This window comes from Actinoplanes rectilineatus (genome assembly GCF_000962825.1).
GTDB lineage: Bacteria > Actinomycetota > Actinomycetes > Mycobacteriales > Micromonosporaceae > Actinoplanes > Actinoplanes rectilineatus.
Window position 1 is genome coordinate 1 of record NZ_JZKF01000135.1, and the last position, 15161, is coordinate 15161.

Here is a 15161-nt window from a genome sequence, read left to right on the forward strand (position 1 = left end):
ACTGCACTCGGGAGGGTGTGGGAGAGTAGGACGCCGCCGGACTTAACGTTGAGAAAGGCCCACCCTTCGGGGTGGGCCTTTCTTCGTTTCCGGACTTTTCCAAACCCCTGGGACACTGGGATCCGGGTCCCGGGCGTTTCCCACAGCGCGATTCTGACAGCGTTTTCCGGCTGCGGAGAATACGAGCTGGACGGTGTGGGGCGTGGGATGACCTCCTCCGGGCGGTCGGGCTCGATTCTTGTGTGAGCATTCCACGCCCAAACCTTGCCTGTCTGATCTCCCTGCAGCGCGTCACGGCCGGCCTTCTCGAGTGCGTACTCTTCCTTGCACTCATCACGGCCGTTTCTTTGAAGCCTGCTCCTCTCGCCCTTTGCCTGGGTTAAGTTTGTCGGTTTCCTCCCCTCGACACGTTTCGTGGTCAGCGTCCGTGTGGTGATTTGGGGCGCTCAGCGCGGCCGTAATCACCACGGTCCACGACGTCGTGGTGACTTGGGGCGAGTAGGGCGGCCGTAATCAACACGCTCCACGACGGGTGTGGTGACTTCGGGTGCGCAGCGCGCCTGAAGTCACCACGCGGATGGGCTTCGCACCCTGGACACGAGCCGTCGCCGAGATCGGAAGAGGTTGAGTGGCGTTCCGGCTATCCCCTCCCGTCGTCCGCGGTCCACCCGAGAGCCGAAAACGACCGTGGGCGACGGCCGGGTTCCCCCGAGCCGTCGCCGGCGGCTGATTTCCGCCTCTCGAACAGCCGTAAGCGACGGCTCGACCGGCTCGGCCGTCGGTTGCGGTTCGTTCGCGAGCCGAAAATGACCGTGGGCGACGGCTGGCGGTTGCGCGATGCCATTCAGCTTACGTTGATCTTGGATGTGAACCCGCGCTGCAACAAACGGCTGAGCTTCGCTGATGCGACTGGCCTGTCACTCCACTGGCACTGTCACTCCACTGGCACTGTCACTCCACTGGCACTGTCACTCCGCTGCCGCTGCCGCTGCCGCTGCCGCTGCCGCTGCCGCTGCCGCTGCCGCTGCCCACCGCCACCGCCACCGCCACCGCCACCGCCGACGGCCAACGCCGACGGTCGGCCGCCGACGGCCGACCGCCGACGGCCGACCGCCGACGAGACGCAGCGGCGGAGGGGATCGCGTAGTTACTGGCGACTAGGTTGATCGAATTTGGCTGAGCGGCATGGGCGGGGGTGTGCCGTGCGTGAGGGTTGTGTCGAGTCTTGGACAACGGTGGCGGTGTGGGGCGGTTAACGTCGGGTTTGGGCGTTGGGGGGCGTCTTCGAGGTGATAACCGGCGCAGGAAGGGCATAACACGACTCAGGCCAGTCAGCTGCATCTGGAGAGAGGTTGCGCTATGACCACGAACCCGACCACTTTCAGTGATTCGACTACTGACCAGCTCGAGACGACGGTTGCGGAGGAGAACGGGACCGGATCGCGGGCTCGGCAAGTGGTCGAGACGGCCCGGAACAAAGCGTCGGCGGCCCGGATGCGGGCGTCGAGTGCGGGCACGCGTGCCCGCGGGGCGGTACGGAGCAAGCCGAAGTCCAGTACGGCGGGACTGCTGGCGGTCGTCGGGGCGGCGGCCGCGGCTGTGGTGCTGTTGAAGCGCCGGCAGGCGGCCAAGACGCCACCGCGGGGGCGGATCGCCTCGCTGCTGCATCGCTGATCACGCGGCTACACCGAAGACGCCACTCCCGGATATTTCGGGGAGTGGCGTCTTTGCGTACCGCGACCTTGACAGGGGTGGGGGCGGTTCGGCATAGAAGGTAGTACGCGGGGGCCGACCGGCACAGGGAGGAACTATGCGGATCAGCGACATTCTCCGGGTCAAGGGCGACCAGGTTGTCACGGTCACCCCGGACGCGACCGTCGAGCGGCTGCTCGGCGTGCTCGCGGAACACCGGATCGGCGCGGTGGTGGTCTCGCGGGACGGGACGACCGTCGACGGGATCGTCAGTGAACGGGACGTGGTGCGGGCGCTGGCGGGGAAAGGTGCCGGGATCCTGGCGCTGCCGGTCAGCGAGATCCAGACGACGCAAGTGCGGACGGTGAGCCCGGAGGCGCAGGTCGAAGACGTGGAACGGCTCATGACGCTGCGGCGCTTCCGCCACGTCCCGGTGACCGCCGACGGCCGGCTGGCCGGAGTGGTGAGCATCGGGGACGTGGTGAAGCACCGCATCGAACAGTTGGAGACCGAACGTTCCACCCTGGAGGGCTACATCACCGGGGAGCGCACCTGACCGGCCACCACGGGAGTCGGATGCACGGCTTCGATGGGAGTCAGATGCACGGCTTCGATCATCCCGGAGTCCGGGAGGGGCGCTGGGGAGGCTTCACGAAGGGCGAGGTTGCCGGGTGCGCGGCTCGTGGGGCCCGCGGTGCATCAGGATTGCGGGCTCCGTAACGGCGTGCAGGCTCCGTAACGGCGTGCGGACTTGGTAACGGCGTGCGGGCTCCGGGAACGCCGTGGGTGTCAGGCGCGCGGCTTTGCGGGGTCGGCTATCACCTCGGTGTCGTCGGCGTCGGTGTCCACGGCGGCGGAGACCGAGACGTAGGTGTTGCCGGTCGGCTCGTCCCGCTCGTCGTCCCGCGGGCGGTCGTTGTCGGGGTGATCGTCTGCGGCGTTGTCGTCCACCGGCGGCATGGTGTCCTCCGAGGGGTCGCCGTCGGTGGTGACCGCGGACGCCGGGGAGTCGCCGTCGGCGGGCTCGGCGGGTGTCAGGGAGTCGAGGGAGACGGCGGGGGAGACCGGGATCTCGGCGTCGGGGCTGTTCGGCATCTCGGCGGCTGCGGAGCTGTACAGGGTGGGGATGCCGCCGCTCGGACCGTACACCACCGGGATCAGGTAGCGGCGCTCGAACTCGGGCGGGACGCTCTCGTCCAGTTCGGCGTGTTCCTCGTCGGGGGCCGCGGCGGCGGTGGCCGTGGCGGGGAGGGCGGAGGCCTGCGCGTACGAGAACGGGATGGTCGCCGTCGGGCTGACCTCCCGCGGCTGGGGCACCAGCGCGCCGGCCGTCTTCGGGGCGTTGAGCAGCACCAGGTCCAGGTTGTCGTGGACGACGCCGGCGAGTTCGGTGACGGCGCGGCGTACCGACTCGCGGCTGGTGCGGCGGAAGTCGCCGACGAGCAGCACCCGGTCGCTGAGGGCGGCCAGGGCGATCGCGTCGGAGACGCTGAGGACGGCCGCCGAGTCGAGGACGACGACGTCGCAGTGTTTCTGGACGGCGCGCAGGACCCGGGCGAGCTGCGGGCTTTCGAGGAGGTCGACGTGTTCCTCGGCGCGGTGCCCGGCGGCGAGCAGGCGCAGTCGCGGCACGACGGTGTCCTCGAGGACCTCGGAGACGGTGGCGTCGCCGTCCAGGAGGGTGGTCAGACCGTATTCGCCGGCGACCTGGAAGACGTCGTGCAGCCGCGGGCGGTGCAGGTCGGCGTCGACGAGGACGACCGTGCGGCCGGCCTGGGCGAGGGCGACGGCCAGGTTGGCCGCGGTGGAGGTGCGGCCCTCCTTGTCGCCGGGGCTGGTGACCAGGACCGTGGTCGGGTTGATCGGGTGCAGTTTCGGCTGGAGGCGGGCCCGCAGGTAGCGGAACGACTCGGCGGCCGGGGAGCCCGGGTCGCGCAGCATGACCGGCGGGGAGCTGACCGTGCCGTTCGGACGCTTGTAGCGGGGCACGGTGGCCAGCACGGTCGCCGCGCCGAGCTGGGCGTAGTCCTCCCGGCTGCGGATGCCGCCGCGGGTGCCGGCGCGCAGCAGGGCGGTGCCGGCGCCGAGGAGCAGGCCGGCGCCGAGGCCCAGGGCCAGGTCGGGCACGAGTGGCCGGTTCTGCGGGTCGGTGGGCAGGCTCGCCGCGGAGAGTGCGGAGATGTCGGCGTTGCGGGCCGGAGCCGTGGCGGTCGCCGGGGTGGAGGCGGCCGGGGCGGCGCTGGGTGCCACCGAGGGGTTGAGGACCGCGGTCTCCTCGCCGCGATAGTTCACGTATGCGTCGACGATTTGCTGGGCGCGGCGCTGGGCGGTGAATCGGTTCTCGTCGTCGTAGGCGATCGTCAGCACGTTCGTGCCGGGCTGTGCGGTGACCTCGATGCTGTCGCGCAGGTCGGTGGTGCTGCGGCCGGCCTCGCGGGCGACCGGGGCGAGTACGGCGTCGGAGAGTGCGATCGCCCGTTCGGTGTTCAGGTCGGGTGCGACCGCGGCGGTGTCGCGGACGACCCGGGACTCGACCAGCACGGAGGCCTCGGAACGGTATTCGACCGGCGCGGCCCGGTGCAGCCCGTAGGTCCCCGCGACCGTCGCGGCGGTCACCGCGAGGGTCCAGGGACCGTACCGGCGCAGAAGTCGCGCGGATCGTCCGTAGGTCGTCATGCAGGCCGCCTTCCCCGTTGTGCCTGTTCGTCTCAAGCCGATGATTGTTCCATCCGACGATCGGATCTGGAGTCGATCATTCGGCGATATGCGTCTCGTTGCTACGGGCGGTGAGCGTGACCGGATCGCTGATATGGCGCAGATCTCCTGGCTGAAGGCCCAGGTCAGCGCTGCGGGAAAACCGCGCGGGGTGACGGTGCCGCCGGATGGTCACGGTGTGTGCCTGCCGGGGAAGTGTCAGGCAATTGACGAAAAGCTATGTAAATTTCTGGCGAACAAGACCGACAAAAACCTTTATCGGGTACGCGCTACCCGCTCTGCCGGCCGAAAGAGGCGATTTCTGCCGTTACCTGACCACCGAGAGGACCGGCCGCCGCGGACGCCGTGCCTGACGGATCGCCCGCACCGCCACGGTGAGGATCAGGATCGAGGCGCCGTCGCGGGCCAGCGCCACCGCGGTGCCGGACAGGTCGAACCCGGACGGGTCGATGACGCCCCGCAGCACGACCGCCGTCACCGCCGCGAGCATCGCCGAGGAGATGATCCGGCCGAGGACCGCGTCCTGCTTGCGGAACCGGTCGGCCCGGCCCTGCCACCAGCCCGGCACCCAGCGGTCCAGCAGTTCGGCGAAGACCACGGCGGGCAGGATCACCGCGATCGCCGTGACCAGCGCCATCAGCATCCCGGTGCCCTGGAGCACCGCGACGACCATGGCCGTGGTGCCGAGGGCGATCACGTCGAACCGGCGCAGCCCGGCCCGGGCCTGCGCGACGATCCAGAGGGCCGCGACCGCGATCGACGAGAGGACCTCCACCGGCCCGGAGGCGGCCCAGGAGACGAGCAGGAACGCGGCCGCGAAGGCGGTGGTGCGGAGGGCGTAGCGCGCGATCGTCATCGTGGTCTGCCTCAGCGGTCGGATTCCGGTGGGACCTCGATGGTCGGCATTCCCGGCGGCGACTTGAGCGGTCAGTGGATGCCGACCTCGCGGAAGGCGGATCGGACGGTGTGCGGGGCGCCGCGCGGGACACGGCCGTCGCGGGCCAGCAGGCGGGCCTGTTCGCTCACCACGTACGCGAAATCGAGGAATCGGGCCCGTGGCCAGAGGTCGCACAGGGCGGCGTAGAAGATCCGGACGGCCGGGAACGAGCCGAGCGTGGTGGCGCACAGGTGGAACACCCGGTTCACGATGCCGCTGTTGACGTGCGGGGCGCCGCCGGGGACGTACGCCGACATGTGCGCGCCCTGCGGGTCGCGGCCGAGGACCGGGTTGTCGTAGGCGGCGCCGGGGCGGGCCATCGAGCGGATCGCCTCGCCGCGCCACTGGTCGGCCAGCACGCCCTCGCCGATCAGCCAGTGGTGTTCGCCGGCGTCGGTGCGGTGCGCGAACTGTTCGACGCAGGCGGCGACGATGTCGGAGAACGCCTCGTTGAGGGCGCCCGGCTGGCCGGTGTAGTCCAGGCCGGCGGTGTGCTGGGTGAGCCCGTGTGCCACCTCGTGGCCGCAGACGCCGACGTCCGCGGTGAAGTCCCGGAACACGGTGTCGTCGCCGTTGCCGAAGACGGTCCGGGTGCCGTCCCAGAACGCGTTGCCGTATTTGGCGCCGTAGTTGACGTCGGCGAGCAGCGGCATGCCGGCGTCGTCGATCGAGTCGCGGCCGAGGACCTCACGCAGGAACGCCCGGGTCACGCCGAGGGCGTCGAAGGCGGCGCCGGCGGCCGTGGTGGGGGCCGGGATGTCGTCCTCGCCGCGGACCTGTTTCACGCCGGTCGCCCACCGGTGGTCGTCGTCGAAGATCTGCCGGTCACCCTCGCCGGGGCGGGCCGGGGTGAGCGCCTCCAGGCCGGTGGCCGTGGCCTGCCGGGTCCGGCGCAGGGCGTGCGAGGCGAGGGCGGTGCGCCGGGCGGCGTCCGCGTCGAGACCCAGTCGGCGGGCGTTACGGGCGAGGTGCTCGACGATGTGCGCGGGCACGAAGAAGCAGACGGACAAGGATCCCCCTCGGTTCGGCAACCGGCACCCGGCCGAGACTGGCAGGGATCCGACGCCGGAACTGTCGGTTCTTGAGCAGCTCCGGCTGTCGGTTCTTGAACAGAGGGGGATGCGTCGATGGAGGAGATCAGCGGCGGGGGTGGTGCGGGGTGGGGGAGACCGGGAACCGGCGGCGGCGCGTCCCCGCGGGCGGGCTGCTCAGCACTCGGCGCGGCCGAGCCGCCAGTACCCCATGAAGGCGACGGCACGCCGGTCGACGCCGCAGCCGGCGACCAGGTGGCGGCGCAGCGTCTTGATGACGCCCGCCTCGCCGGCCAGCCAGGCGTAGAAGCCGTCGATCGCCGGGGTGGTGCCGTCCGGCACCTCCCAGAGGATCTCCTCGTCGATGTCGACGTCCTCGAGTTCGGTGGTGCCGCGGTTGGTGCAGTCGCCGATCAGCCGGGCGGCGGCCGCCTCGACGGCCGGGACGAGCAGGGTGCCGTGGGTGACGCCGGCCCGGGGCAGCCAGGTGACCCGGAAGCCCTCGGGGGCGGTGATGTCCAGCTCGTCGCCGTGCTCCGGGACCTCGAGCAGGGCCTCGCCGCAGGCGTCCTCGGGCAGGCCGCCCAGGATGGAGGCGATGGCCGGGACCGCGGTCTCGTCGCCGACCAGCAGCATCCGGTGGGTGCCCGCCGGCGGGTGGAAGTCGATGCCGCCGGAACTGCCGGTGAAGTCGGCGTTCGGGCCGAGGATGCACATGGTGGAGCCGGGGCGGGCCTCGACCGCCCAGCGCGACGCCGGTCCGTTCACCCCGTGCAGCACCATGTCCACGTCGAGCTCACGCCGGCCCTGGCGGACCTCGCGGGCGGTGTAGGTGCGGATCGGGTTGCGGCGCTCCTCGGGCAGGTCGCGCCACTGCGCATACCAGTCCAGGCCGGTCGGCAGGTGGTCGTGGCCGCTGCCGGGCAGCGGCGGGATCAGTTTGATGCGCTGATCCCATCCGTTGTCGCCGAAGCGGTCCAGGTCGTCGCCGGTGAAGGTGACGCGGATGAAGCTCGGGCTGAGCTGCGTCACCCGGGCGACCTCGACCGGGAAGAACCGGAACGGGGTCGTCTCGGTTGGCACGACTGTCTGGGTCACGTTCGCCTCCCCGGCAAGATTAGGTAACCCTAACCTAAACGCTGGGCGGGAACCTGTCACCACCGGGGGCGGTGTGGGCCGCGGCACCCCGATCGCAACGGTGATCTCCCTGTTCCGGCGGCGGACCCGGCCGATCACTGGGGATCCACGGAGAAGGAGCCGCCATGCCGCAGTCGTCCGGGTCGACCACCACCATCGCGTTCAGCGACGCCGAGGACCTCGGGGTCATGTGGCGGGTCGAGGACTGGGCGGTCGCGTTGCAACCCCCGACGGTGCTGATCGCCGACGACGACGAGAACATCCGGGAGATCATCGAGTTCCGTCTGCAGGCGCTCGGGTACCGGACGCTGGTGGCCGACAACGGGCGGACCGCGCTGGAACTGGCGATCAACGAGCACCCGCAGCTGGTGGTCATGGACGTCTCGATGCCGGGACTGGACGGTCTCACCTTCTGCTACGAGCTGCACTCGTCGCCGCAGACCGCGCGCATCCCGGTCATCATGATCAGCGGCCGGGGCCGCCCCGGCGACATGGACCTCGGCCGGACGGTGGGAGCCGAGGAGTACCTGGTCAAGCCGTTCTCGATGACCGACCTGATCAACCGGGTGGAGCGCCTGCTGCGGCACCGGTGACGGTGCTCAGCGCGTACCCGGTGACGGTGCTCAGCGCGTACCCGGAAAAGGAGATCAGACCCGGAAACGCTGGACCACGTGCCGCAGTTCGCCGGTGACCCGGGTGAGCTCACCGACCGAGGCGTCGGCGTCACCGAGCGCGGCCGTGGTGGCGTTGGCGTTGGCGGCGACCGCGCTGATGTTCTCGGCGATCGTCGAACTGCCCTGGGCGGCCTCGCTGATGCTGCGGCTCATCTCGTTGGTGGTGGCGGTCTGCTGCTCGACCGCCGAGGCGATGGTCACCTGGTAGTCGTTGATCTCCTCGATGATCCGGGAGATCTCGCCGATCGCCTCGACCGCGCTGGCGGTGTCCGCCTGGATCGCCTCGACCCGGCGGGCGATGTCCTCGGTGGCCTTCGCGGTCTCCTGGGCCAGGTCCTTGACCTCGGTGGCGACGACCGCGAAGCCCTTGCCGGCCTCCCCGGCACGGGCGGCCTCGATGGTGGCGTTGAGCGCGAGGAGGTTGGTCTGCTCGGCGATCGTGGTGATCACCTTGACCACGTTGCCGATCTCCTCGGACGAGGTGCCCAGCTTGGCGACGGTGTCGTTGGTGGCCTGCGCGACACCGACCGCGCTGGACGCGACCTGCGCGGCGTTGTTGGCGTTCTCGGAGATCTCCCGGATCGACGCGCCCATCTGGTCGCTGCCCGCGGCCACCGTCTGCACGCTTCCGGAGACCTCGTTGGCGGTGCCGGCGACCAGTTGCGCCTGGTCGGCGGCCTCCCGGGACTCGCTGTCCAGCCGGGCGGTGATGCCGCCGAGCCGCTGGGTGACCTCACCGAGGACGTCCGCCCCCCGGGTGAGCTGGCCGACCGTGTCCCGCAGACCCTCGCGGGCCCGGTTGACCGCCATCGCCATCTGGCCCAGCTCGTCGCGGGACCGGACCTCGGCCGGCACCGTCAGGTCGCCGTCGGCGACCGCGCTGAGCGCGCCGGCGACCGTGGCGAGCTGCCGTTTGATCAGCTGGATCACGCCGAAGCCGACCACGATCGCGAGCAGGAAACCGATGGCCAGACCGGCGATGGTGATCAGCTGGGCGCGGCGGTACTCGCCGGCGCCCGCGGACGCCATCGCGTCGGCGTCGGCCTCCTCGGCGGTCTGCAGGTCGTCCATCGCGGTGTTCATCGCCGTCTCGACGGTGGTGAACTCGGCGCCGACGTCGGCGGCGGCGGGCAGCGTGTAGCCGTCGGCGAGCGGCAGCGCGTACAGGATGGTGTTGCGCAGTGCCCGGTAGTGCGCGACGGCCTCGGAGAAACTGGTGAGCGCGTCGAGACGGTCGGTGGCGCCGGACGCGGTGGCGATCGCCTGGTACTTCGCCACCGCCGCGTCCACCAGCTTGTCGGCGTCGGTGGTGGTGGTGATCGCGCTCTTGAGACCGGCGATGTCGGTCTTGACGGTGATCGCGTAGATCACCATGCCGCGGTACATGGCGGCGAGCCCACCGCGCATGTTCGTGATCTGCTCCATGCCGTCGACATGGTTGCTCTTCATGGCCTGCAGGTCGTCGCGGAGCTGGGACATCCGGGTCAGCGCCAGGACGGTGACCATTACCGCGACCAGGGCCACGCACCCGGCCGCCACGGTGCTCTTGATCAGTAGGCTGCGGTCGCCGAGCAGGCGTTCGAGCAGGCCTCGCCCGGAGATGGTGGTACCCGGCTGCATCCCGTCCTCCGGATCAGTGCGTCTGTGCGACTCACTGTAGAGGCGAATACGGGTGATTTTGGGGGATTGCCTGATGATCCGGGCAGGCCGGATGCTAGCGGCCCTCAGGGGTTATCAGGCGTCCGCGGTGCACCAGCGCGATGCTGCACCGGGCCCGGTGCAGCAGATGCCGGCCGACCGACGGGCGCAGCGCGACCCGCAGCGCGCGGCGGGCCCGGGCGCCGGCCACCACCAGCTGGGCCCCGGCCGCGGCCTCGGCGAGCACCTCGCCCGGACCGCCGACCACCACCTCCGAGGTGACCGGCACCCACGGGAAACGCCGCCGCCAGCAGGCCAGCACGCCCTCGAGGCGCTCGCGTTCGGCGGCGACCGCCCGCAGGTTCGCCTCACAGAGCAGGTCGCGGCCGTCCGGCGGGGTCCAGCCGTGCACCGCGCGGACCGCGACACCCCGGACCGCCGCCTGCTCGAACGCGAAACCGAGCACGAGGCCGGAGGTGGGCGCGTCGTCGACACCGGCGACCACCGGATCCGTGGCGCGCGGCTCGCCGCGGACCACCACGACCGGGCAGCGGGCGTGCGCGCTCACCGAGGCGCTGGTCGAACCGAGCAGGGCGCGGACCGGGTTGTGGCGCGGGCCGCCCACCACGATCAGGCCGGCCTCGGCGCCGCGCTGGGTCAGCGCCACCGCGGCGGTGCCGTGCTCGACCCGGGCGCGCACGCGCACGCCGGGATGCGAGTCGGAGGCGGCGGCCAGTGCGCTGGTCAGCATCTCCCCGACGGCGTCGTCGGTGTCGGCGTCCGGGTAGACGGCGGCGGCCGGCATCATCGCCGCGGCGGGGACGTAACTGGGCCACTCGTACGCGTAGAGGAGCTCGACCGGCGCCTCGGTGCGCACGGCTTCGTCCAGCGCCCACCGGGCGGCCTTGCGGGCGTCCGGGCTTCCGTCGTAGCCCACGACGATCTTCTGGTTCGGCACGGCGAGCCTCCTTGCTCCTTACTTCACCTGATCGTGGTGCGTGGACGCCTCCTGGGCAAGGTCCTACGGCCCGCCGGGACCGGACTTCCGGCCCGAACCGGGCTCTGACCGTGGTGGATGGCATGACGGGAGTCACCGGGCGATTGATCCGGTTCGGAAACGTAGATTTGATCTTCGGCCGATAGCATCCCCTCGCTGCGCCGGGGTTTGTCCGAGATTAACGTTTAGCGACTGTTGACCGGATGGCACCAGTATCAGCGGAGTACGCACCGAGTACGCCACTTGAGGGAGAAACGACATGGCTGTCAAGGCCGAGTACCTGTGGGTCGATGGCACCCAGCCCACTGCCAAGCTGCGTTCCAAGACCAAGATCCTCGCCGACGGTGCCGAGCCCCCCATCTGGGGTTTCGACGGTTCCAGCACCAACCAGGCGCCCGGTGACAAGTCCGACTGCGTGCTGCGCCCGGTCTTCACCTGCCCGGACCCGATCCGCGGCGGCAGCAACATCATCGTGCTGTGCGAGGTCGAGCTGATCGACGGCACCCCGCACCCCACCAACACCCGCCGTGCCGCCGCCGAGGTCGCCGAGAAGTTCGCCGACCAGGAGCCGATCTTCGGTATCGAGCAGGAGTACACCTTCTTCCAGGACGGTCGCCCGCTGGGCTTCCCGGTCGGCGGCGGCTTCCCCGCCCCGCAGGGCGGCTACTACTGCGGCGTCGGCGCGGACGAGGTCTTCGGCCGTGAGATCGTCGAGAAGCACATGGACGCCTGCCTCGACGCCGGCCTGCACCTCTCCGGCATCAACGCCGAGGTCATGCCCGGACAGTGGGAGTTCCAGATCGGCCCGGTCGCCGCACCGCAGGTCGCCGACGAGCTCTGGGTCGCCCGCTGGCTGCTCTACCGCATCGCCGAGGACTACGGCGTGTCCGCCACCCTCGACGCCAAGCCGGTCAAGGGCGACTGGAACGGTGCCGGCGCGCACACCAACTTCTCCACCAAGGCCATGCGCGAGGGCTACGACGCGATCATCGCGGCCGCCGAGGCCCTCGGCAAGAAGCGCCAGGAGCACGTCGACGGCTACGGCTCCGGCATCGACGAGCGCCTCACCGGCCTGCACGAGACCGCCCCGTGGACCGAGTACAGCTACGGCGTCTCCGACCGCGGCGCGTCGGTGCGCATCCCGTGGCAGGTCGAGAAGGACGGCAAGGGCTACATCGAGGACCGTCGCCCCAACGCCAACGTCGACCCGTACGTGGTCACCTACCTGATGATCAACACGATCTGCACCGAGCTCGCCCAGAGCTGATCCACCCCGTCGTGCGGGGAACCCGGACCGGTTTCCCCGCACGACGGACCCGAAGCCCGCATCGACACGCGGCCGGACGACACCGGGACCCCGCCTCGCTCCGCCCCCACCTCGTCACAGGCCCTAGCCTTGCCACGATGAGCTTCCAGATCATCCCGGGACACCCGGACTCCCCGGTGATCCTGCACGTCCCGCACGCCTCCCGGACGATCGTCGACTCCGGCCTGCTGCCCGGCCCCGCCGCACTCGCCGACGAACTCGACCACCTCACCGACGCGTACACCGACGTGATCGCCGCCCGCGCCGCGGACCACGCCCCACTCCGGCCCTGGACACTGGTCAACCGGCTGTCCCGCCTGGTCGTCGACCCGGAACGGTTCCCGGACGACACCGAGGAGATGCTCGCCGTCGGCATGGGACCCGTCTACACCCACGGCTACGCCGGCCGGCGCCTGCGCAACGACGATCCGGCCCGCGACCAGGCCCTCCTCGACGAGCACTTTCATCCGTACGCGGCCGCGATGAGCACCCTGACCGACCAGCGGCTCGCAGCCACCGGCAGAGCGATCCTGCTCGACGTCCACTCGTATCCGGCGGTGCCCCTCCCGTACGAGATGCACGGCGACGGACCACGACCCCACCTCTGCCTGGGCACCGACCCCGACCACACACCCGGCCGGCTCATCGCCCTCGCCCGCGAACTCCACGACGACACAGCCTTGAACAGCCCGTTCGCCGGCTGCTACGTGCCACTGGCCCACTGGCGGCGCGACACCCGCGTCGCCGCACTGATGCTGGAGATCCGCCGGGACGTCTACATGCGGGAACCGGCCGGTCCGCCCACCGGGGGAATCGACACCCTCGCGGCAGGCCTGGGAACGCTGATCAACGCGGTGACCAGGCGGCACCCCGCCGATGGGATCATGACGCCGTGAGCTTTCCGGCCCGGCGGGTGACATGATGGGCCCGGCGGGCCGACACACCCGCAGGGAGGTACGGCAGTCGATGGGCAGATTCGAGGCCAGGACGTCCGCCGAGGCCGGCCGGATCACCGTCGCCCTCGCCGGGGAATGCGACCTGTCCGCCTGGGAACACCTGACGGCCATCCTGCTCGACGCGGTACGCCGTGAACGCGTCGTGCGCGTCTACATGACCCGGCTCGCCTTCATCGACTCCAGCGGCGTTCACCGCCTGGACGCCGCCCACCACGTGGCGAAACGATCCGGTGCCTGTGTCTGCGTGGTCGACGCGGCTGGGCCGGTCGCCGACGTCCTCGAACTTACCGGGCTGGATACGCTGCTTGTCGCGCCGGCCTCGTCTGTTGAGCCGGCCTCGTTTGCCGCGTCGGCTTCGTTTGTCGCGTCGGCCTCGTCTGTTGCGTCGGCTTCGTTTGTCGCGTCGGCCTCGTCTGTTGCGCCGGCTTCGTTTGTCGCGCTGACCTCGTCTGTTGCGCCGGCTTCGTCTGTTGCGTCGGCTTCGCTTGTTGCGTCGGCTGACGAGGACCGTTATGCCTGACACCACCGACAGCATGTCCTATCAGGTCGCGGACGACCTGCGGGCGGTCCGGGCGTTCGTCACCGAACGGGCGCTGGCACTGGGGCTGCCGGCGGGACGCATCGACCTGCTGACGCTGGCGGTCAGCGAACTCACGACGAACACGCTCCAGCACACGACAGGCGGCGGGCACATCCGGGTGTGGGCGGAGAACGGCCGCGTGGTCTGCGATGTGGTCGATCAAGGGGCGGCGCGGCCGTTCGGGCGGGCGATGCCGTCGGCGGAGGCGGTCCGGGGCCGTGGCCTGGCCATCGTGGAGCGGATCTGCGACGCGGTCTACACGGCGGCGGTTCCCGGGGGCACGCTCGTTCGCATCTGCTTGAACCTCTGAGGGGGAGCCGGCCGGGTCGCGGTCTGTTGACGTACCCGCTCTCCTTTCTGTTCTCGCTCCTGTTCCGCTCCGCTCTCGCGGGTTGGGGGTGCGCCACCGCCGCTGGGGGACGGATTGCTCGGGTGCGGTTACCTCGTCTGCCGGGTGCAGTGGACGCTTCCCTCGGGTTGTCCGGGGTGCTCGCCGTCAGGATCGGTGAGCCAGGGTGGTGATGGCTCCCGGTGTGGTGATCGGGTGCGCTGACCTGTTGTTTCGGGAGGGTGGGCGAACCCGATCGGTCGGTTGGGGTGCGGGCCTGCCATCGCGGGGCGGTGAGTGCACCCGATCACGGGACCGGGAGCGTCTGCCGTCTGCCGTCTGCCGTCTGCCGTCTGCCGTTTGTCGTCTGTCGTTTGTCGTTTGTCGTCTGCAGTTTGTCGTTGCCGGCGGTGGGCGTCCCCGGTCGCATGATCCGGTGCGGTGGCCCTCCGTTTCGGGGCGGTGGGGGCACCCGAACACAAGATCGGGAGCTGTCACCGCCGTTCGGGTCCTGCTCAGGTGGTGACTGCACCCGAACGAGGCGTTGGGTGCGGTCATCGTTTTGGAGCGGTAGGGCGGCGTACCCGATCACGGGACTGGGTGCGGTCACCTTCCCGGAACGGAGGGCCACCGCACCCGATCATGCGACTGGGTGCGGGTGCGGGTGCGGGTGCGGGTGCGGGTGCGGGTGCGGGTGCGAATGCGGGTTCGGGTTCGGGCCAGAAGGGTTGGCCGGCGTCCCCGATTGCGGGTCGGGAGCTGTCACCTCCGTTCGCGTCTTGTTCAGGTGGTGACTGCACCCGAACGAGCCGTTGGGTGCGGCCATCGCTCCGGAGCGGTAGGTCGGCGCACCCGATCACGGGACTGGGTGCGGTCACCGGCTCGAAACGGAAGGTCTGTGCACACGATCATGAGACTGGGGGCGGTCGCTGTTCTTCGGATGAGGGAACGGCGGGAGGGGTGGAAACGGCGGGGATGGCGCCCCCCGATCATGCGATTGGGGGCGGTGGCTCGGCCGTTTCGGGTGGTGAGTGCACCCGATCAAGCGATTGGGGGTGGTGGCCTGCTGATTTGGGACGGTGGGGGTACCCGATCATGCGGTTGGGGTGCTCACCATCCCCCGGCGGGAGTGCGGGAGTGCGGGAGTGCGGGAGTGCGGGAGTGCGGGAG

Annotated in this window: 13 protein-coding genes; 7 read left to right on the plus strand and 6 right to left on the minus strand. The window is 70.5% G+C overall.

Annotation, left to right across the window (positions count from 1 at the left end; genetic code table 11):
* Positions 1–1359 precede the first annotated feature (1359 nt).
* Both WH85_RS44090 and WH85_RS44095 read left to right on the plus strand, forming a co-directional pair.
* Positions 1360–1674 carry a hypothetical protein gene (locus WH85_RS44090; RefSeq protein WP_157411599.1) on the plus strand — a complete coding sequence of 105 codons (315 nt, stop codon included), beginning with the start codon at positions 1360–1362 and terminating at the stop codon, positions 1672–1674.
* Between the two features lie 136 nt (positions 1675–1810).
* Complete coding sequence (locus tag WH85_RS44095; protein ID WP_045748180.1) at positions 1811–2248, plus strand: CBS domain-containing protein; 438 nt, start codon at positions 1811–1813, stop codon at positions 2246–2248.
* A gap of 233 nt (positions 2249–2481) precedes the next feature.
* Here the strand turns inward: WH85_RS44095 and WH85_RS44100 are convergent, their stop codons facing one another.
* The 4 genes from WH85_RS44100 to WH85_RS44115 all read right to left on the minus strand — a co-directional run bounded on the left by WH85_RS44100 (position 2482) and on the right by WH85_RS44115 (position 7473).
* Positions 2482–4368, minus strand: coding sequence for a polysaccharide biosynthesis tyrosine autokinase (locus tag WH85_RS44100; RefSeq protein ID WP_045748181.1), 1887 nt, complete (start codon positions 4366–4368; stop codon positions 2482–2484).
* Positions 4369–4714: 346 nt separating this feature from the next.
* Positions 4715–5263, minus strand: a complete 549-nt coding sequence (locus WH85_RS44105) for a hypothetical protein (RefSeq protein ID WP_045748182.1) — start codon at positions 5261–5263, stop codon at positions 4715–4717.
* A 71-nt stretch (positions 5264–5334) separates the two neighbouring features.
* A complete protein-coding gene (locus WH85_RS44110; RefSeq protein WP_052721247.1) occupies positions 5335–6354 on the minus strand; it encodes a M4 family metallopeptidase in 1020 nt (339 codons plus the stop codon).
* A gap of 198 nt (positions 6355–6552) precedes the next feature.
* Positions 6553–7473 (minus strand): siderophore-interacting protein, encoded by a 921-nt coding sequence (locus tag WH85_RS44115; protein ID WP_045748184.1) that lies wholly within the window; start codon positions 7471–7473, stop codon positions 6553–6555.
* A 164-nt stretch (positions 7474–7637) separates the two neighbouring features.
* Here WH85_RS44115 and WH85_RS44120 point away from each other — a divergent pair, with 164 nt between their 5' ends.
* The gene (locus tag WH85_RS44120) at positions 7638–8105 is read left to right on the plus strand and encodes a response regulator transcription factor (RefSeq protein ID WP_052721249.1); all 468 of its coding nucleotides are present in this window, start codon (positions 7638–7640) and stop codon (positions 8103–8105) included.
* 54 nt (positions 8106–8159) lie between these two features.
* On the opposite strand, the gene WH85_RS44125 is transcribed toward WH85_RS44120, so the two are convergent.
* Positions 8160–9806: a methyl-accepting chemotaxis protein gene (locus WH85_RS44125; protein ID WP_045748185.1), complete on the minus strand. Its 1647-nt coding sequence runs from the start codon at positions 9804–9806 to the stop codon at positions 8160–8162.
* A gap of 94 nt (positions 9807–9900) precedes the next feature.
* Complete coding sequence (locus WH85_RS44130; RefSeq protein ID WP_045748186.1) at positions 9901–10782, minus strand: universal stress protein; 882 nt, start codon at positions 10780–10782, stop codon at positions 9901–9903.
* A gap of 298 nt (positions 10783–11080) precedes the next feature.
* On the opposite strand from WH85_RS44130, the gene glnII reads away from it, so the two are divergent.
* The 4 genes from glnII (at position 11081) to WH85_RS44150 (ending at position 13973) form a co-directional block, all read left to right on the plus strand.
* Positions 11081–12088: a glutamine synthetase gene (glnII, locus tag WH85_RS44135; protein ID WP_045748187.1), complete on the plus strand. Its 1008-nt coding sequence runs from the start codon at positions 11081–11083 to the stop codon at positions 12086–12088.
* A 137-nt stretch (positions 12089–12225) separates the two neighbouring features.
* Complete coding sequence (locus WH85_RS44140; RefSeq protein ID WP_045748188.1) at positions 12226–13023, plus strand: N-formylglutamate amidohydrolase; 798 nt, start codon at positions 12226–12228, stop codon at positions 13021–13023.
* Positions 13024–13093: 70 nt separating this feature from the next.
* Entirely contained in the window at positions 13094–13603 is a 510-nt protein-coding gene (locus WH85_RS51280; protein WP_157411600.1) for an STAS domain-containing protein, read from the plus strand.
* Positions 13596–13973: an ATP-binding protein gene (locus WH85_RS44150; protein ID WP_045748189.1), complete on the plus strand. Its 378-nt coding sequence runs from the start codon at positions 13596–13598 to the stop codon at positions 13971–13973. Before WH85_RS51280 ends, WH85_RS44150 begins: the two co-directional genes overlap by 8 nt.
* Positions 13974–15161: the final 1188 nt, after the last annotated feature.